General features: G+C 56.7%; 25 protein-coding genes. 11 read left to right on the forward strand and 14 right to left on the reverse strand.

Annotation, left to right across the window (positions count from 1 at the left end):
* Positions 1–37: 37 nt before the first annotated feature.
* From RMR16_RS01390 to RMR16_RS01410, 5 genes are all read right to left on the reverse strand, one after another.
* A complete protein-coding gene (locus RMR16_RS01390) occupies positions 38–1,546 on the reverse strand; it encodes an inorganic phosphate transporter (protein ID WP_320200869.1) in 1,509 nt (502 codons plus the stop codon).
* A 63-nt stretch (positions 1,547–1,609) separates the two neighbouring features.
* Entirely contained in the window at positions 1,610–2,119 is a 510-nt protein-coding gene (locus RMR16_RS01395) for an NUDIX hydrolase (RefSeq protein ID WP_320200868.1), read from the reverse strand.
* A gap of 186 nt (positions 2,120–2,305) precedes the next feature.
* Positions 2,306–3,043, reverse strand: a complete 738-nt coding sequence (locus tag RMR16_RS01400) for an HAD-IIB family hydrolase (protein WP_320200867.1) — start codon at positions 3,041–3,043, stop codon at positions 2,306–2,308.
* Positions 3,040–4,377, reverse strand: a complete 1,338-nt coding sequence (locus RMR16_RS01405) for a glycosyltransferase family 4 protein (RefSeq protein WP_320200866.1) — start codon at positions 4,375–4,377, stop codon at positions 3,040–3,042. Before RMR16_RS01405 ends, RMR16_RS01400 begins: the two co-directional genes overlap by 4 nt.
* 86 nt (positions 4,378–4,463) lie before the next feature.
* Entirely contained in the window at positions 4,464–5,363 is a 900-nt protein-coding gene (locus RMR16_RS01410; RefSeq protein ID WP_320200865.1) for a LysR family transcriptional regulator, read from the reverse strand.
* 113 nt (positions 5,364–5,476) lie between these two features.
* Here RMR16_RS01410 and RMR16_RS01415 point away from each other — a divergent pair, with 113 nt between their 5' ends.
* The 3 genes from RMR16_RS01415 to glcF all read left to right on the forward strand — a co-directional run bounded on the left by RMR16_RS01415 (position 5,477) and on the right by glcF (position 9,649).
* Entirely contained in the window at positions 5,477–6,913 is a 1,437-nt protein-coding gene (locus RMR16_RS01415) for an FAD-binding oxidoreductase (RefSeq protein WP_320200864.1), read from the forward strand.
* An 8-nt stretch (positions 6,914–6,921) separates the two neighbouring features.
* Positions 6,922–8,121 carry an FAD-binding protein gene (locus RMR16_RS01420; RefSeq protein WP_320200984.1) on the forward strand — a complete coding sequence of 400 codons (1,200 nt, stop codon included), beginning with the start codon at positions 6,922–6,924 and terminating at the stop codon, positions 8,119–8,121.
* Between the two features lie 205 nt (positions 8,122–8,326).
* Entirely contained in the window at positions 8,327–9,649 is a 1,323-nt protein-coding gene (gene glcF, locus RMR16_RS01425; protein WP_320200863.1) for a glycolate oxidase subunit GlcF, read from the forward strand.
* Between the two features lie 198 nt (positions 9,650–9,847).
* Here glcF and RMR16_RS01430 read toward each other — a convergent pair whose 3' ends face one another.
* A complete protein-coding gene (locus RMR16_RS01430) occupies positions 9,848–10,570 on the reverse strand; it encodes a L,D-transpeptidase (RefSeq protein WP_320200862.1) in 723 nt (240 codons plus the stop codon).
* Between the two features lie 189 nt (positions 10,571–10,759).
* On the opposite strand from RMR16_RS01430, the gene RMR16_RS01435 reads away from it, so the two are divergent.
* Together RMR16_RS01435 and RMR16_RS01440 are read left to right on the forward strand one after the other, a co-directional pair.
* Complete coding sequence (locus RMR16_RS01435; RefSeq protein WP_320200861.1) at positions 10,760–11,389, forward strand: DNA-3-methyladenine glycosylase I; 630 nt, start codon at positions 10,760–10,762, stop codon at positions 11,387–11,389.
* Positions 11,386–11,829: a hypothetical protein gene (locus RMR16_RS01440; RefSeq protein ID WP_320200860.1), complete on the forward strand. Its 444-nt coding sequence runs from the start codon at positions 11,386–11,388 to the stop codon at positions 11,827–11,829. The genes RMR16_RS01435 and RMR16_RS01440 overlap by 4 nt, the downstream gene beginning before the upstream one ends.
* Positions 11,830–11,855: 26 nt before the next feature.
* On the opposite strand, the gene copM is transcribed toward RMR16_RS01440, so the two are convergent.
* From copM to relB, 5 genes are read right to left on the reverse strand one after another with little or no spacing between them, the layout of a single operon-like run.
* Positions 11,856–12,230 carry a CopM family metallochaperone gene (gene copM / locus RMR16_RS01445; RefSeq protein WP_320200859.1) on the reverse strand — a complete coding sequence of 125 codons (375 nt, stop codon included), beginning with the start codon at positions 12,228–12,230 and terminating at the stop codon, positions 11,856–11,858.
* 60 nt (positions 12,231–12,290) lie between these two features.
* Positions 12,291–12,620 (reverse strand): hypothetical protein, encoded by a 330-nt coding sequence (locus RMR16_RS01450; RefSeq protein ID WP_320200858.1) that lies wholly within the window; start codon positions 12,618–12,620, stop codon positions 12,291–12,293.
* Between the two features lie 42 nt (positions 12,621–12,662).
* Positions 12,663–13,427 carry a hypothetical protein gene (locus RMR16_RS01455; protein WP_320200857.1) on the reverse strand — a complete coding sequence of 255 codons (765 nt, stop codon included), beginning with the start codon at positions 13,425–13,427 and terminating at the stop codon, positions 12,663–12,665.
* A gap of 3 nt (positions 13,428–13,430) precedes the next feature.
* Positions 13,431–13,700, reverse strand: a complete 270-nt coding sequence (locus RMR16_RS01460) for a type II toxin-antitoxin system RelE family toxin (protein ID WP_320200856.1) — start codon at positions 13,698–13,700, stop codon at positions 13,431–13,433.
* Complete coding sequence (gene relB / locus RMR16_RS01465) at positions 13,684–13,911, reverse strand: type II toxin-antitoxin system RelB family antitoxin (protein ID WP_320200855.1); 228 nt, start codon at positions 13,909–13,911, stop codon at positions 13,684–13,686. The genes RMR16_RS01460 and relB overlap by 17 nt, the downstream gene beginning before the upstream one ends.
* A gap of 154 nt (positions 13,912–14,065) precedes the next feature.
* Here relB and hisS point away from each other — a divergent pair, with 154 nt between their 5' ends.
* The 4 genes from hisS (at position 14,066) to RMR16_RS01485 (ending at position 18,070) form a co-directional block, all read left to right on the forward strand.
* On the forward strand, positions 14,066–15,586 hold the full coding sequence (hisS, locus tag RMR16_RS01470; RefSeq protein WP_320200854.1) for a histidine--tRNA ligase: 1,521 nt from the start codon (positions 14,066–14,068) through the stop codon (positions 15,584–15,586).
* Between the two features lie 200 nt (positions 15,587–15,786).
* Positions 15,787–16,908 (forward strand): ATP phosphoribosyltransferase regulatory subunit, encoded by a 1,122-nt coding sequence (locus RMR16_RS01475; RefSeq protein ID WP_320200853.1) that lies wholly within the window; start codon positions 15,787–15,789, stop codon positions 16,906–16,908.
* Positions 16,905–17,600, forward strand: a complete 696-nt coding sequence (hisG, locus tag RMR16_RS01480) for an ATP phosphoribosyltransferase (protein WP_320200852.1) — start codon at positions 16,905–16,907, stop codon at positions 17,598–17,600. The genes RMR16_RS01475 and hisG overlap by 4 nt, the downstream gene beginning before the upstream one ends.
* Before the next feature lie 56 nt (positions 17,601–17,656).
* The gene (locus RMR16_RS01485; protein WP_320200851.1) at positions 17,657–18,070 is read left to right on the forward strand and encodes a GFA family protein; all 414 of its coding nucleotides are present in this window, start codon (positions 17,657–17,659) and stop codon (positions 18,068–18,070) included.
* 51 nt (positions 18,071–18,121) lie between these two features.
* On the opposite strand, the gene RMR16_RS01490 is transcribed toward RMR16_RS01485, so the two are convergent.
* The 3 genes from RMR16_RS01490 to groES form a co-directional block, all read right to left on the reverse strand.
* Positions 18,122–18,568, reverse strand: a complete 447-nt coding sequence (locus tag RMR16_RS01490; protein ID WP_320200850.1) for a DoxX family protein — start codon at positions 18,566–18,568, stop codon at positions 18,122–18,124.
* A 406-nt stretch (positions 18,569–18,974) separates the two neighbouring features.
* Positions 18,975–20,609, reverse strand: a complete 1,635-nt coding sequence (gene groL / locus RMR16_RS01495; protein ID WP_320200849.1) for a chaperonin GroEL — start codon at positions 20,607–20,609, stop codon at positions 18,975–18,977.
* Positions 20,610–20,671: 62 nt separating this feature from the next.
* Positions 20,672–20,968 carry a co-chaperone GroES gene (gene groES, locus RMR16_RS01500; RefSeq protein ID WP_045229730.1) on the reverse strand — a complete coding sequence of 99 codons (297 nt, stop codon included), beginning with the start codon at positions 20,966–20,968 and terminating at the stop codon, positions 20,672–20,674.
* Between the two features lie 172 nt (positions 20,969–21,140).
* Here groES and chrA point away from each other — a divergent pair, with 172 nt between their 5' ends.
* The gene (gene chrA, locus RMR16_RS01505) at positions 21,141–22,466 is read left to right on the forward strand and encodes a chromate efflux transporter (protein ID WP_320200848.1); all 1,326 of its coding nucleotides are present in this window, start codon (positions 21,141–21,143) and stop codon (positions 22,464–22,466) included.
* Positions 22,467–22,556: 90 nt separating this feature from the next.
* Positions 22,557–23,405 carry a TIGR01459 family HAD-type hydrolase gene (locus tag RMR16_RS01510; protein ID WP_320200847.1) on the forward strand — a complete coding sequence of 283 codons (849 nt, stop codon included), beginning with the start codon at positions 22,557–22,559 and terminating at the stop codon, positions 23,403–23,405.
* Positions 23,406–23,420: the final 15 nt, after the last annotated feature.

Consider the following 23,420-nt stretch of genomic DNA (forward strand, 5'->3'; position numbering starts at 1 on the left):
CTTCGATGTCGGTGGTCTAGTTCGTCATTATCGCGGTTTATACAAACAGGATATACATAATTCCATAAAAGGCTGCCGCCAGCGCGGCGCTGGTCGGAACCGTGATGATCCAGGCCGCAACAATCGTCATGAAGTGGGACCGGCGTACCAGATAGCGACGGCGAACCTCCGAGGAGTTTTCGTTGTCCTCTTCATTCGCCGCCTGCCCATCAGCACTGTCCATGCGTCCAGCCTCCAGCCGCCTCCGGGCGTTCTGGGTGTACCATTCGCGAAAAAATCCGACGCCAAACACAGCACCGATTGCCGTGTGCGTGGTGCTGACCGGCATTCCAAAGCGGGATGCGACCAGCACGGTCAGCGCCGTGGACACCGACACGCAAAAAGCCCGCATCGGGTTGAGCTTGGTGATTTGTTCACCCACCAGCCGGATGAGGCGCGGGCCGAACAGTAAAATGCCGCAGGACAGGCCGAATGCGCCAATCAGCATAACCCATTGCGGCGCACGGGCTGTCTCACCAACGATTTCGCCCTGCATGGCACGAACGATGGCCACCACCGGCCCAATCGCATTGGAAACATCATTGGCGCCATGGGCAAAAGACATCAACGCGGCAGCGCAAATAAGCGGCCACTGAAACATCTTGCGCAGGGACTGGTTGCGGTTCTCCAGCCCTTCCGATTGTCTGGCAATCAACGGGATGCACAAACGCCAGCTGAGAAGACCGACGGCAAGCCCGGACAGACTGGCAGTGCCAAGCGCAACCTCCACGATCTGATGCAACCCCACCCGCATGAGATAGGCGGTAAAGACGCCGCTCATCACACCGATCAAAACCGGAACCCATTTGCGCGCAGCGGCAATCTTGTCATCCCGGTAGATGATGAATTCCTTGATGAAGGCGAGGAGCAAAATCGCGAAAAACGCGCTGATGAAGGGTGTTGCGACCCAGGTGAGGGCAATGCCGCCAAGCGAAACCCAATCGACCGCCCCGAAGCCATAGGCCGCAGTCCCAGCCCCTGCCACGCCGCCAACGACCGTGTGGGTGGTGGAAATGGGTGCTTTCAAGACGTTCGACAGGTTGACGAGCAAGCCTGCGGTGATCAGCGCAGACAACATGGCGAATGAGAAGATGGCGCTATCGGGAATGGTATTGGTGTTGATAATACCACGGGAGATGGTTTCAACGACATTGCCGCCGGTAATCAGCGCGCCCAAAACCTCGCATATGGCCGCGACAACAAGAGCCACCGTCAGCGGAATGGCTTTTGCGCCGACCGCAGGCCCGACATTGTTGGCCACGTCTTTCGCGCCTATGTTCATCGCCATATAACCGCCGATGATGGCGGCTGCCAGCACGATGACCGCGCCCGGCTGGCCGATGACATAGGCGCTGGCAAAAAGCGCCGTTATGATCAGGAACAGCAACCCCATGCTTGGTGCGTTCAAGCGGCGGGCGGTGTGGTATGTGGCTTCCTCAACACGCGTCAACTTATCCAGATCCTTGTCCAGAGTAGGCTTCATGCGGTGGAGAGGAGGTTGCGCCATGGGTCTGCTTTCATCTGCGGCTTATACCGCGTTTGCAGGCGCAGGAGCGGCAATTATTATAATTTACAAGGTGGCAGTTTTTTGAACGGGTGGCTGTTGCGTTTGCGCCATTTGTTTTCCGAACGACAGGAAAAGTTCTTTTAGTTCCGGCTCGTTGACGCGCAAGGACGCCTCTTGCGGCGAAACCCATTCCAGTGTTCGGCTTTCGCGCTCCGGGAAATTCTTGACCATATCGGTGACCTCGAGCAGATGCACTTGCACACGGCACAGAACATTCACGCCGTTGCGCAGCTTTTTTTCGTAGTCGAAAAAGCCGAATTGCTCTGTTTCCACTTTGCCGCGAACGCCTGCTTCTTCAAAGGCTTCCTGTGCCGCAACGGCATCGGCTTTTTTGCCTTCCATCGGCCAGCCCTTGGGTATGACCCATCGCCCCGTGTCACGGCTCGTCAAAAGCAACACGTCCACTTGGCCGGTCTTCTTTTTCCGTCGATAGCAAAGCGCCGCGTATTGCTGGCGCGGTGGGCGGCGCAGCATCAGGCAGACATCACTCGCCAATCGGGTTAACAGGTTCAAAGCGGTATATTTCCCTTAATTATTGAAAATTCTCATATAATCCAAATCGCCGGACATCATAGCGAATTCGCATGATTCGTTTGATTGTCCGGCTACAGTTGAGCTACGTCAAGAAGCCGCAGCCTGTATGGATCAGCATTTTTGATGTTGCTAACACATCTCATGTGATGTGTGCTTGTGGCTCTATCAAGATAGCCAGTGCTTCAGCCCGGATATAACGCCGTCGGCCTCTGATTCAAGTGCTGAAAAGATACTATCGCGATCTTTCGCCAGTGCCTTGAGTTCTGGCAGCGCATTGGAAACGACGATGCCGCGCACGCCCGGTAACTCGAACATCGCACGGTCATTGCCGGTATCGCCAGCAACAACGACCTCATCGAGACCGATTTCCAGGTGATCGCAAAGCCACGTTATCGCAGCGCCCTTGTCTGCGGCGCGTGGCAGAATATCCAGATCGCGATTGCTGGAATAAACGATGCGTGCGTCGATATCATGGTCAGCAAGCCGGTTTTCGATCGCCAACAAATCCGCTTCGCTGGCGTCATGCAGATACCAGCTGGATTTCAAACCATGCTGATACCGTTCCGGCTGGATGCTGGCGCCGGACACATCCGACACCAGCGCAATGATCTTTTCCGTGTCGAAGGCTTTGCCGAGTGAGGTCGTATAGGCCTGCCGCAAGGACGGTTGATCCCGACAGGACAACATGGTTCCCACGCCGCCGATCACATAGTCCGGGTCGGGGAGGGGAACGTCAGCCATCAATTCAAACTGGTCATCCAGCAGCCGCCCGCTGTTAAACACCAGCAAAGGCCGGGTATCAGCCGGCAGGGATTGCCAGAAGTCGCGGAAACGGGCCGTTGCGTCACGATTGCCGACAACGGTTCCGTCCAGATCGGTGGAGAAAAGGCGGACCTGTTTCAATCGCCATCATTCCATGGTTCGGCCCAGTCGGATTCTTCCAACACGGGCATCATCGTGCGTCCTTCGACAAGGGCCAGAAGCTGCTGCGCAATACCTGTCCATGTGAACAGGCTGCGCGCCTTGTGCGCCCCCATACGAGATAGTCGACCATAGAGCCGCTCATGTTTGAACGGCTTCATCATGGTGATGCCGAGGTCTTCCTTGTCGAACGGATCGGCAAACAGCGCATGGCGACCGTAGCTGATTGCCCGGAACAGACCGCCATGAATGGTGACCACGGTGGGCGTACCGCTGGCCATTGCCTCAATCGCGGTCATGCCAAACGGTTCGTAACGGCTTGAAAGCACAAAAAGGTCAGCTGCGCGGTAAATATCGGGCAAGTCTTCGTCTGCCACATAACCGGAGAACACAACTTTATCCTCCAGGTTCAAGGATTTGACGCGCTCCTTGAGTTGGTTGAGGATCGTCGTTTCCTGCTCGTCCATGTTCTCACCGCCAACAGCGAGATGCAGCTTCGCCTCTGGCTCGCGCGCAGCCAGGACTGAGAAGCCATCGATCAGCAAGTCATAACCCTTGTTCGTGGCCAGACGACCCAGCGCGAGCACGGTCTTGCCTTCAAAACCGAAGCGCTGACGTAGCATCTGCCGCGAACCTTCCGAGACTGGGAAGAACCGGTTGTCATCATAACCCGGGGGTATCATGTGGATGTGTTTGCGTTTCAGGCCATAATCTTCGATCAAGACATCCAACTGTACCGGCGTGGTGGCAATCACCATATCGCAACTACGGTAGATAATAAGCTCGTGCTGAATGCGTTCCTTGAAGTTGAACTCCAGCTCAAACGTATCGGCTTTTTCTGGATAGTCCGTCTCCATCTGGCGCTTTTTCCAGATCCCGATAGAATGCGGCGTGTGCAGATGCGGAATTTTCAACGCTTCGGAAAGCCGCTGACCACCTACGCCAGCATCCCAGTAATGACTGTTGATGAAGGTGTAGGTCAGATCGTTTTTTTTGATGAAGCGCAGTGCATTTTCACACCATTCCATCATGTTTCGATGCAGATATTCCTTTGGAATGAAGTCCTTGCCGCCGCAGGGGATGCGAACGACGCGCACGCGTTCATCCACCTCATCAAACTCAGGCTGATCCTCGAAGCGGCGGGTGTAGAGGTCGACGGTGTATCCGAGTTGCCCGAGTTTTTTGGCAAGCTCGAGAACATACACAACCTGTCCACCGGTATCTGCTGCACCCAAAGGCGGGTGCGCGGCTACGTAGCCATGTGTCGATATGAGTGCTATCCGTGGATAGCGTTCAGTTTCGCTCGTGGTCATCATAGCGTCCCATCGTAGTAAAAATTTTCAATCAACCTCATAAAAATGGCAGCAGGCGGAAAAAGTTCCATCGAAAAACGATAACTCTATCAACCACGTTCCCAATAGGGCACGGCACCGTAGAGCTCCGAAAGATAGTCGATGAACAGCCGGACCTTTGCGGGAAGGAAGCGGCGGCTGGAATAAACTGCCGAAAGCGCCAGGTTTTTCGAGCCCTCATACGCGGGCAAAACCTGCACCAGTTGTCCTGATTTCAGCTCCTTGCCGATATCCCATGTGGAGCGCAGCGCGATGCCGAGGCCAGAAATGACGGCTTCACGGATGACCTCGCTGGAATTGGTAATCAGCACACCCTCCGGGCGCAGGCTCAACGCGCCATCCGGCCCCTCCAAGCGCCACAGATCATTGTTGTGCGCGGCGAGGCAATGATGCTGCTTCAGAGCCTCGATCGTCAGCGGCATTCCGTGTTCCGCAATATAATCGCGAGACGCGCAAAGCACACGCCGCACCGGTGCAAGGCGTTTCGCCACAAGGCTGGAATCGGACAGATCGGCAATGCGGATCGCCAGATCATACCCGCCCGCAACGATGTCGATAAACTCGTCGCTCAGCACCAGATTGATGGAAAGGCCGGGATGTCTGTCCATAAAACCTTTCAAATGCGGAGCCACATGCATGCGCCCGAACGAGGTCGAGGCGGAAACTTTCAACGTGCCGTTCAACGTGTTGGAACGTCCCGAAACGAAATCCTCCGCTTCCTCCAGCCCTTCCAGCACGGCCAGAATGCGCTGGTGGAAACCGTGTCCTGCTTCCGTCAGCGAGATTTGCCGTGTGGTGCGGTGGAAAAGCCGCGCGCCGAGCTTTTCCTCAAGGCGTTTGATGCGTTTGGAAATGACGGCGGGCGAGTAGCCAAGGTCTTTGGCCGCCACGGACATGCTGCCGGAGGCGGCAACACTGGCAAAAACTTCAAGATCGCCCAGATTTGTCATCGATCAGCGCCAATTCTTTCCATATTGGAAAAAATGTCTAGCATCTACAAGCCTTGCGTCAAGGCGGCAAACACCCGTAGAATCAACCGCAAGAGTGCAGAGGAGGGGCTGTCATGTCGAAACCCATAGAGTTTTTGAAGCCGCGTCCGTCTGTCCTGTCCAGCCGCGACCGGATTGTTTCTGACCTCGCTGATCTGTTGCCGGAAGACTGTTTCGTGCATGAGCCGCGCGGGCTTGTGCCCTTTGAAACAGATGCTTTCGTGTCTTATCGGCAATTGCCACTGGCGGTGGCCTTGCCGAAAACGACAGAGCAGGTTTCGGCCATCATGAAATATTGCCATCGTTACGGCATTCCCATCGTGCCGCGTGGGGCTGGTACATCGCTTTCGGGCGGGGCCATTCCGCAGGAAGATGCGGTGGTGCTTGGCCTTTCAAAAATGGCGTCGATCCTTGAACTGGATTTCTTCAATCGCACCGCAACCGTGCAGGCGGGCGTCACCAATCTTTCGATTTCCGATGCGGCGGGTCCGGAGGGCTTCTTTTACGCGCCCGATCCAAGCTCCCAGCTTGCCTGCACCATTGGCGGCAATATCGGCATGAATTCCGGCGGCGCGCATTGCCTGAAATACGGCGTCACCACCAACAATCTGCTGGGCGTAAAGATGGTGCTGGTGGATGGTACCGTGCTGGAACTGGGCGGTAAACATCTGGACGCAAGCGGCTACGATCTGCTCGGCCTCGTTTGCGGCTCGGAAGGCCAGCTTGGCATCGTCACCGAAGCAACGGTGCGGCTGATTGCCAAACCGGAAGGGGCGCGGCCCGTTCTCTTCGGTTTTGAAACGTCGGAACAGGCGGGTTCCTGCGTGGCGGATATCATCGGCTCCGGCGTCATTCCCGTGGCCATCGAGTTCATGGACAAACCCGCCATCGAAATTTGCGAAGCCTTTGCCAAGGCTGGTTATCCGCTGGATGTCGGCGCGCTGCTGATTGTCGAAGTCGAAGGCTCGGAAGAGGAGATGGACGCGATGCTGGCGGATATCGTCACCATCGCCCGCAAACATGCGGTCAAAACGGTACGGGAATGTCAGTCTGCGATGGAGGCCGCCGCCATCTGGAAAGGCCGAAAATCCGCTTTCGGCGCAACCGGGCGCATCGCGGACTATATCTGCATGGATGGCACCGTGCCGCTCAGCCAACTGTCATATGTGCTGGAGAAAACTAGCCAAATCATCGACAGCCTCGGCCTTCGTGTCGCCAATGTTTTTCACGCGGGTGATGGCAACATGCACCCGCTGATCCTGTTCAACGCCAATGACCCGCAGGATGCGGCCAATGCGGAAGAAGCGGGCAATCAAATCCTTAAACTCTGCGTGGATGCGGGCGGCTGTCTGACGGGCGAACATGGCGTCGGCATCGAAAAACGCGACCTGATGCGCTATCAATTTTCCGATGCCGATCTGGCGCAACAGATGGCGGTGCGCGCTGCCTTTGACGAAGGCTGGATACTCAATCCGTCCAAGGTCTTCCCGCTCGACGGGCGGCCAGCATAATGAGCAGTATTCTTTTACCCACAACCGAAGCCGAAGCTGCTGATATCATTCGCGGCCATGCGGATGCCGGGCAGGCTCTAGAGATCATCGGCGGCAACACCCGATCCGGTTTCGGCAACCGTGTCGAGGCGGATGCGCCTCTCTCCTCGCGAAATATCAGCGGCATCGTCGCCTATAATCCCGCCGAGATGGTGATGACGGTGAAGGCCGGAACACCCGTTGCCGAGGTTGACGCCGCGCTTTCGGCCGCCAAGCAGATGATGGCATTCGAACCTATGGACCACCGCGCCGTCATGGGCACTGTCGGAGAGCCAACGATAGGCGGTATCTTCGCCGCCAATGTTTCCGGCCCACGCCGCTTTGTGGCAGGCGCTGCGCGTGACAGCTTGCTCGGCATTCGGTTCATCAACGGCCAGGGCGAGCCGATCAAGGCAGGCGGGCGCGTAATGAAAAACGTCACCGGGCTTGATCTGGTGAAACTTCTGGCAGGCTCATACGGAACACTTGGTTTTCTCACCGAAGTCACATTCCGCGTTCTGCCGGTGGCGCCCACACAAACCACGCTGGTCATGTCCGGTCTGGAAGACGCAGCCGCAAGCCATTCCATGGCCGCAGCCATGGCAACCAGCGTCGAGGTGTCCGGTGCGGCGCATCTGCCGGAAAGTGTGACGTCCCGTTTTCTGAATGGCGCACTGCCAGATGGCGCGGCGACCGTTCTGAGGCTGGAAGGTCTTGCTGCATCCGTGGAGGCGCGGTCGCGCAAATTACAAACCATGTTGGCAGGGCTCGGACCTTCGATGCTTTTGGACCCGGACGAGAGCCATTCGCTGTGGCAAGACATCCGCAATGTCGCGCCCTACGCTGCCACTCCCGCAAAGCCCCTCTGGCGCGTCTCTGTTGCCCCGTCTCAAGGTCATAAGCTGGTCGCAGCGCTGAGGTTGGAAGCCGGTATCGATGCTTTTTATGATTGGCAGGGCGGTTTGGTGTGGATGCAGATGGAAGCAGACCCGGAGGCGGATTTGCTACGTCATTACGTCAAGGCACTGGGCGGCGGACATGCCACGTTGATCCGCGCCACTGAAACTGCGCGTCAGGGTGTCGCGGCGTTCGAGCCGCTCTCAGCGGCGGAGGCAGCGCTTTCCAACCGTATCAGGGAAAAGCTTGATCCGGCTGGCATTTTTAATACGGGCAAGATGGGAGTATCGTGATGGTCGAGGTTGTGGCTTCCCCCCCTCTGTCCTGTCGGACATCTCCCCCACAAGGAGGGAGATCGGCAAGTCGCGACCTCCCGGCCTCGATTGACCTTGAAGATAGAGTGCCGTCGGTATGCCTAGCCGATCTCCCCACCTGTGGGAAAGATGTCCGGCAGGACAGAGGGGGGCACATCCGCACCCACGTTGAAGGAGTTGAGTGATGCAAACCTCCTTCACCCCCGAGCAGCTTGCCGATCCCCACGTCGCGGAATCCGAAAAAATTCTGCGAAAATGTGTGCATTGCGGCTTCTGCACGGCGACCTGTCCCACCTATGTGACTTTAGGCAATGAGCTGGATAGTCCACGCGGGCGCATCTATCTCATCAAGGATATGCTGGAAAACGACCGCGCTGCGGACCGCGAGGTGGTGACGCATATCGATCGCTGTCTCTCTTGCCTTGCCTGTACCACCACCTGTCCCTCCGGCGTGGACTATATGCATCTGATAGACCACGCCCGCGTCCACATCGAAAAAACCTACAAGCGGCCTTTGATGGATAGGGTCACGCGCAGCCTGCTGGCGTCTGTCCTGCCGTATCCAAGGCGATTCCGTTTTGCGCTCAAGCTTGCCAATCTGGCACAGCCTATGGCTGCGATTTTTCGGAAAACCAAGGTGCTAGCTCCTTTGGCATCGATGCTGGATCTGGCCCCAAAAACCATCCAAACATCCTCCCCCTTCGCAAATCCCGGCACCCATTCCGCCCAGATCAAACAGCGCGGACGTGTCGCCATCCTCACCGGCTGTGCACAGCCGGTTCTTGATCCGGCCATCAACGAAGCGACCATTCGCCTTCTCACCCGTCTCGGCGTCGACGTCGTGGTGCCGGAAGGTGAGGGCTGTTGCGGGGCGCTGGTGCACCATATGGGCCGCGAAGAACAGGCGCTTGCCTCCGCCCGGCGCAATGTGGATGTCTGGACCCGCGAAATTGAAAAAGGCGGGCTGGATGCCATCATCATCACCGCATCCGGCTGCGGCACGACGATCAAGGATTATGGTCATATGCTGCGGCTGGACCCGACCTATGCCGAAAAGGCAGCGAAGGTGTCGGCGCTAGCAAAGGATATCACCGAATATCTGGCCACGCTCGACTTGCCATCGCTGGAGCGAAAAGGCCTAACGGTCGCTTATCACTCCGCCTGTTCGATGCAGCATGGTCAGAAAATTACCACGCTGCCAAAGCTATTGCTCAAATCCGCAGGCTTTACAGTGCGTGATCCGGCAGAAGGGCATCTCTGTTGCGGCTCGGCAGGCACCTACAATATTCTCCAGCCGGAAATCTCTGCTCAACTCAAGGTCCGCAAGGTCAAAAATATTGAAGCCACCAAGGCCGATATCATCGCCACCGGCAATATTGGCTGCATGACGCAGATTGCGACAGGCACGGCCATGCCTATTCTGCACACAGTGGAATTGCTGAATTGGGCCTATGGCGGCGCAAAGCCGAAGAAGCTTGAAAGGGTCAACGAAAAACGGGCGGTATGACCGCCCGTTTTTCTTCCGGTGTGCAGCTGTGAAGCGCTACCGGCCCCTGGCGTCCCCCGCCAAAGTCTATGCCAGAACCGTAGCGCTTTATCGTTCACGCGCAAGCATAACCTTGCTGCAACTTCGTCTTGCAAGGTCAGGAATATATTAGGCGTGTCTATCAGATCACTATGTATCGATTAGATCACAACGTGTCGATCAGATCACAATCACCTTCGTACCAACCTTCACACGCTCGAAAAGATCGGTCACATCTTCATTGCGCATACGGATGCAGCCGGAAGAGGTGTTGGTGCCGATGGTCCAAGGCTGGTTCGTGCCATGAATACGATAAAGTGTGGAGCCGAGATACATGGCGCGTGCGCCCATGGGGTTCTGCGGGCCGCCTTCCATAAAGGCAGGCAAATAATGGCCCTTGGCGGCTTCGCGGGTAATCATTTCCTTTGGCGGCGTCCAGCTTGGCCATTCGTTCTTGCGCGTCACCTTGTGCGTGCCGGCCCACTCAAAGCCTGGTTTACCAACGCCCACGCCGTAACGCCGTGCTTTGCCATCTGCCATCACGAGGTAAAGAAAGCGGCTGGGCGTATCGATAACGAGTGTGCCCGGTGCTTCCTTGGTCTGATAGTTCACCATCTGCGGCAGGAATTGCGGGTCGATCCGAATGCGCGGAGCATTGGCTCTTGCGGCAACCGGCTGCGCACGCGGCTGAACCTGACGCTGGAAAAACGATGGGCGGGAGGCTGGCTGCTGCGGATACACAACAGGGCGAACATTGCCGCGACCAAGCTGTACCACCCACGGTGCCGTCAGGTCCGGGCTGACGATGACAGGCGGGCGCTCCCTATAGCGATCATTGGCGATTGCTGGCATGGAGATGGCGGAGACGATGCTCAGCGCCAGAAAAACGGATTTCATCGACATCGGGTGGACTCTCTACATGACACCGGAAAATAATCGTCACGTTCGCATCTCGGCGACAGCGAATGGTAAATGTCGGTTCGTTAAAGGACGCGATTTTGCCTAAACTTTTCAATAAGGTTAGCGCATGGTTTTGAAACAGGGTGAATCAATGGTAATCGCTTGTCCCGGCACAATAAGGCAGCAGGTTGAATGAGCGAGACCGGTCTTTTAACGGCGCAAGATGGCGTGGTCCGTTGTTCCTGGCAGCAGGGGCTGGGCGATTATGCCCTTTATCATGATGAGGAATGGGGCCGTCCGGTGACGGATGACACGCGCCTGTTTGAAAAGATTTGCCTTGAAGGGTTTCAGTCGGGTCTTTCGTGGTTGACGATCTTGAGAAAACGCGAGGCATTTCGCGCCGCTTTTGCCGGGTTCGATTTTGAGAAGGTCGCGCAGTTTGGCGATGAAGACATAGAGCGCTGCCTTGCAGACAAGGGCATCGTGCGCCATCGCGGCAAGATCGTTTCGACCATCAACAATGCCCGCCGCGCCATCGAACTGCGCCATGAATTCGGCTCGCTCGCCCGATATTTCTGGAGCTTTGAGCCGCAGCCGGAAGAGCGCCCGCTGGTGTTTGATTACGCCGTGCTTCGTGCCAACCCCATAACGCCCGCATCCACGCGGCTGTCGAAAGATTTGAAAAAACGCGGCTGGACTTTTGTAGGACCAACAACAGTATATGCTTTCATGCAGGCCATGGGCATGGTCAACGATCATATCGAAGGGTGCCATTGCCGCCCGCGCATAGAAACCCTTCGACTGGAGTTTTCACGTCCGTGAGCAAGTGTTCGAACGTTTTTATCGCCCTGTGCTTTGCGCTTTCCACCTCAGCGCCCGCCTTTGCCGAATCCCGCAATGTCGATGGTATCTGGCTGGATAGCGGCGAGACTTTAAAATCGGCGGCCTTGCCACCAGCGGGTCCACTTGTGCTGAACGGCTGGACACGGCAGGGCAGGGGCGATGTCTACCGCGTAAAGGTCAAGGCGGGCGAAAAGCTCAAGGTCAGCCTCACCAGCCGCAGCGAATTTGTGGTGATGGCGATATTTGATTTCTCAACGCCGGATGACGACGCGATCTTTTTCAGCGATGCGGGCAAAAACACCGCCGTGTTGACGCCAAAGGCCGATACGGAATGGTTGATCCGCCCCATCCTCGTCCTCAGCGCCTCGCGGCGCGGTCTGGGTGCAAACTACACGATAACGGTGGAGAAGCAGCCTTAAGCTGCTTCTCCGTTTTCAAGGCTCAATCAATAGCCTTTGGATGCCAGCCATTCTTTCATCATGGCAATTTCCGCTTCCTGCGCCTTGATCACCTCTTCGGCCAGCTTGCGGATTTCCGGGTCTTTGCCGTAGTCCAATTGCACCTTCGCCATGTCGATTGCGCCTTGGTGATGCGGAATCATGCCGCGCACAAAATCCACATCGGCATTGCCGGTGTATTCCAACGCCATATCGCCATGCATTTTCTTGCTGGCTTCGATGAAGGCTTTCGTTGAGGCATTTTCCGTCCCGGCAGCTTTGGGCATGACGTGGCCGGCGTGAGCGCCGCTGTCCTGAGCGTAGACGGGTGTGACAAGAGCAGCGGCAAAAGCTGCGATAATGGTGATTGTTTTCATAGACATGGATTGTCCTTCCTGTGTCTGACAGGTGTGTATGATTATGGGTTTTAAACGGTAAGCCTGTCAGGCGCGGGGCGGCGGCAGCGGTGGCGCGGGAATGGTGCCTATAAATGCCCGATGAAGATCCGGCACCGGATAGGCGTGGGGTGATTGACCTTTTTCCGCAAAACGAAGCTCGGGAATGAGCACAAGGCACGCCGCACAAAAGGGCGCGTGGGTCATTGTTTTGCTATGTGGGCAAGGGTCGCCATGATCCATACCGGATTCACTGACCATGTCAGACACATGCATATTGACACTGTCTGGCATTGATAAACTCAAGGCAGACTGCGCGGGCATTGCGCCGTACAGCATGCAGGCCAGAAACATCAATGTGCGAACAACAAGGCGCATGAGGCGGAACTTATCTCTTTAAAATGGATAATTAAATGGCAGTCATGTCAGTTCGCTGGCAACAACCTTGTGAATGATCTGATAATCCTTGCTTTCCTCACCAAAAGGCACCACCGGCCAATCCCAGCGTTGGGCAATTTTCGCTGGTTCCACGCCATGCAACAGGTCCTCCTGCTGATGCAGCGCGCCGTTTTTGTCGATCACCTCAAAACCCGTATCGGTAATGAGGCAGACTTTGCAGGGCAGGCCGGAGAGCCCATCGATATGCGCTCTGATAAGGCGGGGCAGCGTATTGTCCGGAATCACGCCAGCCGGTTCCTTTTCCAGCCGATGGCGGGCGCCGGTTCCGATTTGTGACAGCAGATTGGCGGAAATGACGAGATCAAGATAAGGCACCAGCCGCAGAAAGCTCAGCGGCTCCGGCTCTTTGCCCACCTTCAAATCCTCGTAACCGGAAAGATCGCGGCTGTTGAGAACGATGTTGTTTCGTCTTTGCCAATAAAGATGCGACCGAACGCTGGCCAGATGCACCAGATCAACCAGCACAACGGTATCGAACACCGCCGCCAATTGCCGCAAGGGCACATCCCGCACCAGACCGGAGCCTAGCACCACGGCTGTGCGCCTTTGCCGAAGTTTCGCACTCGCAGCCAGAATGAAGCGCCGACTGTTTTCCTCATGCTCCGCCCACGCCTTCTGGCAACGGTTCGCCCGCGCCCAGAGATTGACGGAATAACGCACATAAGGGCGAAACTCATCCGGTGTTTTGATGCGCGTGGCAGCGTAATTGATGGCTTCGAGGATCATGGACTAACGATAGACTTCCCGGCGGTGGCCGATTTCGATGACGAGAACCACAAGTTTATTGTCCTGAATATCGCAAAGAATGCGATAATCGCCGACACGGTAGCGCCAATAATTGCCGAGTTCCGAGCCTTGCAAGGCGGAGCCAATTTGACGCGGATCATCAAGCTTCGCTATACGCTCATGCAGATATGAGCGAATGCGATTTCGGGTTTGAGGGTCGATTTTTCTCAGTATTTTCTGGACGTCCGAGTTATATTCAATTGTCCAGTTCACGCCACATCTCTTCCGCGCTTATGACCTTGGATTCACCGCGTTGAATGCGCCGGGTCGCCTCTTCCGCGAGGTACAAATCCTCCATATCGTCGATATGTTTCTCGATCGCCTCGCGAATATAATAGGCCGAGGTGCGGCCCGTGCGCTCGGACAGCGCCTTCAGGCGTTCAAAGGTTTCATCTGGCAGACGAATGGCGGTTTGTTTGCTCATGGTTCTTGTTCCCCGGAGGCGATTGGGATGCATGTATCCCACATAGCATATCCTCGTCTGCCGTACCAGCAAAACCATCCCTCTGCGGCCTTGCCGCACAGGGCTTCATCCTCTACTACACCGACATCATTGCAAGAATACCGGATCAGCGAAAATGAGCGAAAAACAGAAGAAGCCTCAGAAACTGAAAGCCCGCCTGCCGCGCGGCTTCGTGGACCGTTCCGCTGCCGATATTCATGCCACCAACGAGATGATCGAAAAGATTCGCAGGGTCTATGAACTCTACGGTTTCGACCCGATTGAAACGCCGCTGTTCGAATATACCGATGCGCTTGGCAAATTCCTGCCGGATAGCGACCGCCCCAACGAAGGCGTGTTTTCGCTGACCGACGATGACGACCAGTGGATGAGCCTGCGTTATGATCTCACCGCACCGCTCGCCCGCCATGTCGCGGAAAATTTCAACGAAATCCAGCTGCCGTTCCGCACCTATCGCGCCGGTTACGTGTTCCGTAACGAAAAGCCCGGCCCCGGCCGCTTCCGCCAGTTCATGCAGTTCGATGCCGATACGATTGGCGCGTTCGGTGTTCAAGCGGATGCCGAAATGTGCATGATGATGGCGGATACGCTGGAAGCGCTTGGCATCAAGCGCGGCGATTACATCATCCGCGTCAACAACCGCAAGGTTCTGGACGGTGTGATGGAGGCCATCAGCCTTGGTGGTGAAGAAAACGCTGCCCGTCGCCTCAACGTTCTGCGCGCCATCGACAAGCTCGATAAGTTTGGCCCGGAAGGTGTGAAGCTCCTGCTTGGTCCCGGTCGCAAGGACGAGTCCGGCGACTTCACGAAGGGCGTAGGGCTGGATGAACAGCAGATCGACAAGGTTCTGTTCTTCGTCGGCATCAAGGATTACGCCGCAAGCGCCGACGATCTTGCCAAGCTTGTTGCTGGTACGTCGAAAGGCGAAGAAGGCGTTGATGAGTTGAACACCATCGGCGCATTGGTGTCCGGTGCCGGTTATGATGCTACGCGCATCAAGATCGACCCGTCTGTCGTTCGCGGCCTCGAATATTACACCGGCCCGGTCTACGAAGCCGAGCTCACCTTTGACGTGACCAACGAAAAAGGTGAAAAGGTCGTTTTCGGTTCTGTCGGCGGCGGTGGTCGTTATGATGGTCTGGTGTCGCGTTTCATGGGCCAGCCCGTTCCGGCGACCGGCTTTTCCATCGGCGTTTCGCGCCTGATGACGGCGCTGAAAAACCTCGGCAAGCTCGGTCAGGCAAAGCCGCTTGCACCTGTTCTCGTCACCGTTATGGACGGCGATGTGGAGAGCATGGGCCGCTACCAGCGCTTCACGCAGGCACTGCGCAATGAAGGCATTCGTGCTGAAATGTATCAGGGCAACTGGAAGAAATTCGGCAATCAGCTGAAATATGCCGACCGCATGGATGCACCGATTGCTATCATTCAGGGCAGTGACGAGCGCGATGCCAAGACCGTGCAGATCAAGGATTTGATCGAAGGCAAACGCCTGTCCGGTGAGATCGAAGACAATGCGTCCTGGCGTGAAGCCCGTGTTGCGCAGGAAACCGTGCCGGAAGCCGAAGTGGTGGCGAAGGTGAAGGCCATTCTTGCGGCGCAGGCCGAAGATCGGCTGCGGGCGGAAAGCAATTAAGCGATGAGCCTAGCCCGCCCCCCTCTGCCCTGCCTGGCATCTCCCCCACAGGTGGGGAGATCGGCAAGTGGTGCGCTCTTGACCTTCGTTAACGCTGCAAATAGAGCGACGAGCTTTCGTCTTGCTAATCTCCCTCCTTGTGGGGGAGATGCCCGGCAGGGCAGAGGGGGGTATGGCGCTCTCCGTACGGGAGATATTTCATGCCTCTAATCGACATGCCGGAATTTTCCGCTGAGCTTCTGGACGAATTCACTGCGCGCAAAACGGCGCGGGTGAACACGCCGGTTATCCAGCCCGCAGAGCCGTTTCTGGATATGGCGGGCGAAGAACTGCGCCGCCGGATTTTCATGACGGAAAGCGAAACGGGAGAAAGCCTGTGCCTGCGGCCAGAATTCACCATTCCCGTCTGCCTGCGCCACATCGAAACCGCGACAGGCACGCCGAAGCGTTATTCTTATCTCGGCGAAGTGTTCCGCCAGCGCCGCGATGGGGCCAATGAGTTTTATCAGGCCGGGATCGAAGATCTGGGCGACAGCAATATTGCCGCTGCCGATGCCCGCGCCATCAGCGATGCGACCGCCATTCTGAAACGGTTGCTGCCGGGACGTTCGCTTGTCGTGACGCTGGGCGATCAGCAGGTGTTTGAGGCTGTCGTCGCAGCCCTCGGTCTTCCGTCCGGTTGGCAGAAGCGGCTTGTGCAGGCATTTGGCGACACGGCGCAGCTTGAGGCGCTGCTTCAAAGCCTCGTCAGCCCCAAACCCATGACCGGGCTGGATGCGCGGGTCGCCGGGCTGCTGGCCACGGGTGAGGAAAAGGTTCTGGTCGATTATATCGACAGCGTTATGCAGGAAACCGGCTATTCCACCAATGCCAGCCGTGCGCCGCAGGAAATTGCCCGTCGTCTGCGCGAAAAGCTGGCGCTTGCCGCCACCCGCCTGCCGGATGACAGCTTTGAGCTGCTAAAGCAGTTTCTGAGTCTGCAAGCGCCTCTGACCGATGCATCGCAGACCCTGTCCGACTTTGCGGATAGAGCGAGGCTGAAACTGGACGGCGCGTTGTCTGCTTTCGATAAACGCGTTGCTGCGCTCGCCAATGGTGGTATCGATCTTGATACGATCACCTATGGCGCAGCGTTTGGACGTCCGCTCGATTATTACACCGGCCTCGTTTTCGAGGTCATGGTCAAGGGCGAGACGGCGGTGCTGGCCGGTGGCGGTCGGTTTGACCGGCTGATGACGTTGCTCGGCGCAAAGGACAAAATTCCAGCCGTCGGTTTCTCGCTCTGGCTGGATCGCATCGAAGCCGTGAGGGCCAACCCATGACCATCACCATTGCTTTGCCCTCGAAGGGCCGCATGAAAGAAGACGCCTCCGCCATTCTGGAGCGCGCAGGTTTGAAAGTCGTCGCCATTGGTAATGACCGCTCCTATCGCGGGCGCGTCGAAGGCCGCGACGATATTGAAATCGCCTATCTGTCCGCCTCCGAAATCGCCCGCGAGATCGGCAACGGCACGGTGGATTTCGGCGTCACGGGGGAAGATCTCGTGCGCGAAGACCTGAGCAATGTCGAAAGCCGGGTTGAGTTTTGCGCTCGCCTCGGTTTCGGCCATGCCGATGTCGTGGTGGCGGTGCCGGAAATCTGGCTGGATGTGGACAGCATGGCCGACCTCGGCGATGTGGCATCGGAATTCCGCGCCCGGCATGGCCGCAGATTGGCGATTGCCACGAAATACTGGCGGCTGACGCAGCAGTTCTTTTCGCGCCAGCACGGCATTCAGCTTTACCGGATTGTCGAAAGTCTGGGCGCAACGGAAGGCGCACCGGCAGCAGGGCAGGCGGATATCATTGTCGATATCACCTCCACCGGCTCGACGCTAAAGGCCAATCACCTGAAAATCCTGACCGATGGCGTTATCTTGCGCTCGGAAGCCTGCTTCGTACGGGCGCGCAAGCCAGAACATGAGGGCGATGCGGTGGTTCAGGATATCATTGCGTGCGTGCAATCCGCCGTTTAGCCTTGGTTTATCAAGTGTCTGCTTTATGATTGTCTCCTCGAGAAGAGGAGGCAGTCATGCACATCACAGGTCAATGCCATTGCGGCCACGTCACGTTTGAAGCGGACGCCAATCCTGATCGTGTCGGCATCTGCCATTGCACGGATTGCCAGCGGCTGACCGGCTCACCCTTTCGCGTCACCGTGATGGTCGAGCGCTCGGCGCTGAAACTTGGCGATAACCAGCCGAAGGTCTATCGCAAAACGGCGGATAACGGTCGCGGGCGCAAGCAGCATTTCTGCCCGCAGTGCGGGTCACCTCTGTTTACCAGTGGCGAGGGCGATGATGCGAATGAGTGGGGCATTCGCTGGGGAAGTATCAACGAGCGGGATGCATTGGTTCCCAAGGCCCAGATATGGACCCGGTCCGCCGTGGACTGGGTATCCGATATCGAGCGTTTACCGGGTTACGAAAAAGATCACGAAGAATAATAAAAAAGCCGCCGGATTGCTCCGACGGCCTTATGCTGTGCTGTCTATCGATCAGGCGCGTGCAGCAACCAGACCGCGGCGAGCGTCGATGGAATAGGCTCCAGCGCCGAACGTTGCGAGCAGGATGTAAGCGCCAGCCAGTGTGATGTTCTTCATCAGCATGATGCCGTTCAGCGCGTTGATCCAGCCGAGTGCCGCATCAGGCCAGCCTGGAACGGCAACAGTGCCGCTGTGGAACACGAGACCCGTGAAGACGCAGAATACGGCAAGTGCCCAAGCGGCGATCTTCGTCTGAAAACCAACCAGCACGGCAAGGCCGGTAACGAGTTCGAACACACCGGCGAGATAGGCAAGAGCCGTCGCAGCAGGAAGTCCCGCGCCGGTAATCATCCCAGCTGTTCCGGCAGGATCGGTCAGTTTGCCGAAGCCGGACAAGATGAAAATAAATGATAGAAGAATGCGTGCGATGAGGACGAGCACGTTCTGGCTGTTGGACATGGATATCTCCAGTGTTTGCAGGTGTTTACCTGAATGTAAATGAATGCCTGAAACGATCATGACTGAAAATTCGAAGACTAGAAAGATAAACGATCAGAGACTATTTGTCTTCATTTAGTGAACAATGGGATCGCAGGAATGACTTGGGGGCCGCCTTTTTTGGGTGCTTGACCCTACTGCCACGCCGCCCGTTTGCAGGCTCGAAACCTAAAAGTCCGAAAGCCTTGATAGGTGGCAACGAAAAAGGCGATCCGAAGACGCCCTTTCGTATTCCAGAGGTAGGACTGATTGGACGTCCATACCGCCCGTTTTGTGCGCTTGCGACACAAAACCACCAGTAGGCTTGGGCGGCAACGAAAAAGGGCGATCCGAAGACCGCCCTTTCGTATTCCAGAGGTAGGACTGATTAGAAGTCCATACCGCCCATGCCGCCGCCTGGCATTGCAGGTGCGCCAGAATCCTTCTTAGGAAGTTCTGCAATCATGGCTTCCGTCGTGATCAGCAGCGAAGCAACCGAAGCTGCGTTCTGGAGAGCTGTACGAACAACCTTGACCGGGTCAACGATACCCATGGCAATCATGTCGCCATATTCAGACGTCTGGGCATTGTAGCCGTAGTTGTCTTCGTTCTTGTCGAGGATCTTGCCAACAACGATGGACGCTTCGTCACCAGCGTTTTCAGCAATCTGGCGAACCAGCGACTGAAGAGCGCGGCGAACGATGTTGATGCCAGCTTCCTGGTCGTCGTTTGCACCCTTGACGGTGATCTTCGTGGAAGAGCGCAGAAGAGCAGTACCGCCGCCTGGGACAATGCCTTCCTGAACAGCAGCGCGTGTCGCGTTCAGAGCGTCGTCGATGCGGTCCTTGCGTTCCTTCACTTCGATTTCCGTCGAGCCGCCAACGCGGATAACGGCAACACCACCAGCGAGCTTTGCAAGACGTTCCTGCAACTTTTCGCGGTCGTAATCGGAAGAGGTTTCTTCGATCTGAGCCTTGATCTGGGCAACGCGGCCTTCGATGTCGGACTTCTGGCCAGAGCCATCAACGATCGTTGTGTTTTCCTTGGAGATCGAAACCTTCTTCGCCTTGCCGAGCATGTCGAGCGTGACGTTTTCGAGCTTGATGCCGATGTCTTCGGAGATAACGGTACCGCCGGTCAGGATCGCGATGTCTTCGAGCATTGCCTTGCGGCGATCGCCGAAGCCAGGAGCCTTGACAGCAGCAATCTTCAGGCCGCCACGCAGCTTGTTGACGACGAGCGTTGCAAGAGCTTCGCCTTCGACGTCTTCAGCGATGATGACGAGTGGCTTGCCGGTCTGAACGACAGCTTCGAGAACAGGCAGCATGGCCTGAAGGTTCGAAAGCTTCTTTTCGTGCAGCAGGATGTATGCGTCTTCGAGGTCCGCAATCATCTTTTCTGGGTTTGTCACGAAGTAAGGCGACAGGTAACCGCGGTCGAACTGCATGCCTTCAACGACTTCGAGTTCGGTTTCGGCGGTCTTGGCTTCTTCAACCGTGATAACGCCTTCGTTGCCAACCTTCTGCATGGCTTCAGCAATGTCGAGACCGACCTGCTTGTCGCCGTTTGCAGAGATCGTGCCGACCTGTGCAACTTCTTCAGATGTCGAGATCTTCTTGGCCTTGGCCTGGAGATCCTTGACAACTTCAGACACTGCGAGGTCGATACCGCGCTTCAGGTCCATTGGGTTCATGCCGGCTGCAACAGCCTTGTTGCCTTCGCGAACGATGGCCTGTGCAAGAACGGTCGCAGTCGTGGTGCCGTCACCAGCGATGTCGTTGGTCTTCGAAGCAACTTCGCGAACCATCTGTGCGCCCATGTTTTCGAACTTGTCTTCAAGTTCGATTTCCTTGGCGACAGAAACACCGTCCTTGGTGATGCGCGGTGCGCCGAAGGACTTGTCGATGATGACGTTACGGCCCTTAGGACCGAGCGTTACCTTCACTGCGTCTGCGAGAATGTCGACGCCACGAAGCATCTTTTCGCGCGCTGTGCGGCCGAATTTAATTTCTTTAGCTGCCATGGTAGAAAACTCCCGGGCTCATTGCCCATTGGTTGTCATATAAAGTGAGAAGAACCGGCTGATCAGCCGATAACGCCCATGATGTCGGATTCCTTCATGATCAGAAGGTCTTCGCCGTCGAGCTTGACTTCGGTGCCGGACCACTTGCCGAACAGAACGCGGTCGCCAGCCTTCACGTCCAAAGGAACGAGCTTGCCGCTATCGTCGCGCGCGCCGGTGCCAACAGCGACGATTTCGCCTTCCTGTGGCTTTTCCTTGGCGGTGTCAGGAATGATAATGCCGCCCTTGGTCTTTGCTTCAGACTCAACGCGACGAACAACGACGCGGTCATGCAGCGGGCGGAAAGTTGTGCTTGTCATTAGTCTAATCCCTCGATCAAATGACCTGTACGAACCTCAGTAAAAGGTCCGAGTGATGATTGTTAGCACTCTCTGTTGTGGAGTGCCAGCGAGACGGAGATAAGCAGGCTATGGGACTGAGTCAAGGATGGGCTGTCGGAAAAATTTCATGTAAAATGGTTACTACCGCTGCATGACAGATTTTTTACGCACTGATGGTTCCCTTGCCCGCCCCTCCTTCTGGGAGATGACCGCCACCTTTGGCCGCATCGGCCTTTTGAGTTTCGGCGGCCCCGCCGGTCAGATCGGCCTCATGCACCGTGTTCTGGTGGATGAGAAACGCTGGCTGTCCGAAGAGCGGTTTTTACACGCTTTGAACTATTGCATGTTGCTGCCGGGACCGGAGGCGCAACAACTGGCAACCTATTCCGGCTGGCTTTTGCACGGCAAACGTGGCGGCATTGTAGCAGGCACGCTGTTCATCCTGCCGGGCTTTCTGGTCATCGTCGCACTCGCATCCGCCTATGCGCTTTATCAGGACACGCACTGGCTGCCAGCACTTCTTTCCGGTTTGAAGGCGGGCGTTCTGGCCATCGTGATCGAGGCGCTGCTGCGCGTTGCCAAGAGAGCATTGACCAGCCGCTTTCTGGTCGGCATCGCCGCTGCGGCTTTTGTCGCGCTGTTTTGCTTCGGCGTGCCTTTTCCGCTGGTTATTCTCGCTGCCGGACTTATCGGTTTTGCAAGGGCTAAAGGAGGCGCTCTGCCGCCGCAAAGTGAAAACGCAAAAACAGCATCGCCATCGTGGAAGCGAGTGTTGGGAGGTCTGCTGCTCGGCCTCGTCATCTGGCAATTGCCCCTAGTGCTTTTATGGCTGAGCACCGCCCCCGGGACGCTGATCGATTTGCAAATATTCTTTTCCAAAATGGCGGTCGTGACCTTCGGCGGTGCCTATGCGGTGTTGGCCTATGTTGCGCAGGTGGCGGTGGAGACGCATGGCTGGATGATGCCGGGGGAAATGCTGGATGGGCTGGCGCTGGCAGAGGCGACGCCGGGACCGCTGGTGCTGGTCTTGTCCTATGTCGGCTTCCTCGCCGCTTTCCGTCACCCCGGCCTGTTCGATCCGCTGACCGCAGGCATTTTAGGCGCCAGCATTGCCGCATGGGCGACGTTTGTGCCGAGCTTCATGTTCATTTTTGCGGGCGCGCCCTACATCGAAAACCTGCGCAACAACCGCACGCTGTCCGCAGCCCTTTCGGCCATCACCGCCGCAGTCGTCGGCGTTATTCTCAATCTGTCGGTCTGGTTTGGCCTGCATGTCTTGTTCGGTCAGGTGGATCGCATCGCACTTCTGCCTCAACTCAATTTCAACGTGTCATGGCCCGTTTGGCAGACGCTTGATCTGTTGTCGTTTACCCTGTTTATCGTTTCCGCAATCATGCTTTTCCGGTTGAAACTGGGCATGTTGCCGGTTCTCGGGCTGTGTGTCGCGGCGGGCTTTCTGAAGCTTTGGCTGACATAACCCGCACTGCTTCATGCTTTTTTGCTTGCCATCGCCATTGTGCTTTGCAATGTCACAGCATGAATTCATGGAACGTTTGGAATTTTTGAAATGGCCCACCGCATTGCCACATTAGGCGACGTCACCGCTCAATTCGATGTTATTCTGTCCGATGTCTGGGGCGTGTTGCACAATGGCGTGACCGTTTTTCCAGATGCCGCCATCGCGCTGGAAACAGCGCGGAACGCTGGCAAAACGGTGGTGCTCATCACCAATTCTCCGCGCCCTGCACCCGGCGTTATCGCCCAGTTGCGCGCTTTCGGCGTGCCGGATAGCGCCTATGACCGCATCATCACCTCTGGCGATGTGACGCGCGGATTGATTGCCGAAGGCCCAAAAAAGGTCTTCCTTCTTGGTCCGGACCGCGACATGCCGTTGCTGGATGGCCTTGATGTCGAGCGCGTTTCTGAAAGCGAAGCGCAATCCATCGTCTGCACCGGCTTTTTCGATGACGAAACGGAAACACCGGAAGATTACACGGATATGCTCAAAGGCTTCATCGCCCGCGCCGTGCCGATGATCTGCGCCAACCCGGATCTGGTGGTGGAACGAGGAGAGCGCATCATTCCCTGCGCCGGTGCCATGGCAGCCTATTATGAGCAGCTTGGCGGCGAAGTCCGCATTGCCGGTAAACCCCATTCGCCGATTTACGAAGCCTGCATTGCCGCTGCAACAGACGTGCGCGGCGCTTTCACCAAGGACCGCGTGCTGGCCATTGGTGACGGAATGCCGACTGATGTGCGCGGCGCCATCGCTGCCGATCTCCAGCTTCTTTATGTCAGCGGCGGCATTCACGCCGCAGAATATACATTGAACGGCGAAACGGATGAGGCGCTTTTGAACGCCTATCTGAAAAGCCAGAATGCCGCCCCCGGCTGGTGGATGCCGCGTCTTGCCTGAGACGTTGGCTTAAAA

The sequence above is a fragment of the Agrobacterium sp. rho-13.3 genome, from assembly GCF_033957765.2.
Taxonomy (GTDB): Bacteria; Pseudomonadota; Alphaproteobacteria; order Rhizobiales; family Rhizobiaceae; genus Agrobacterium.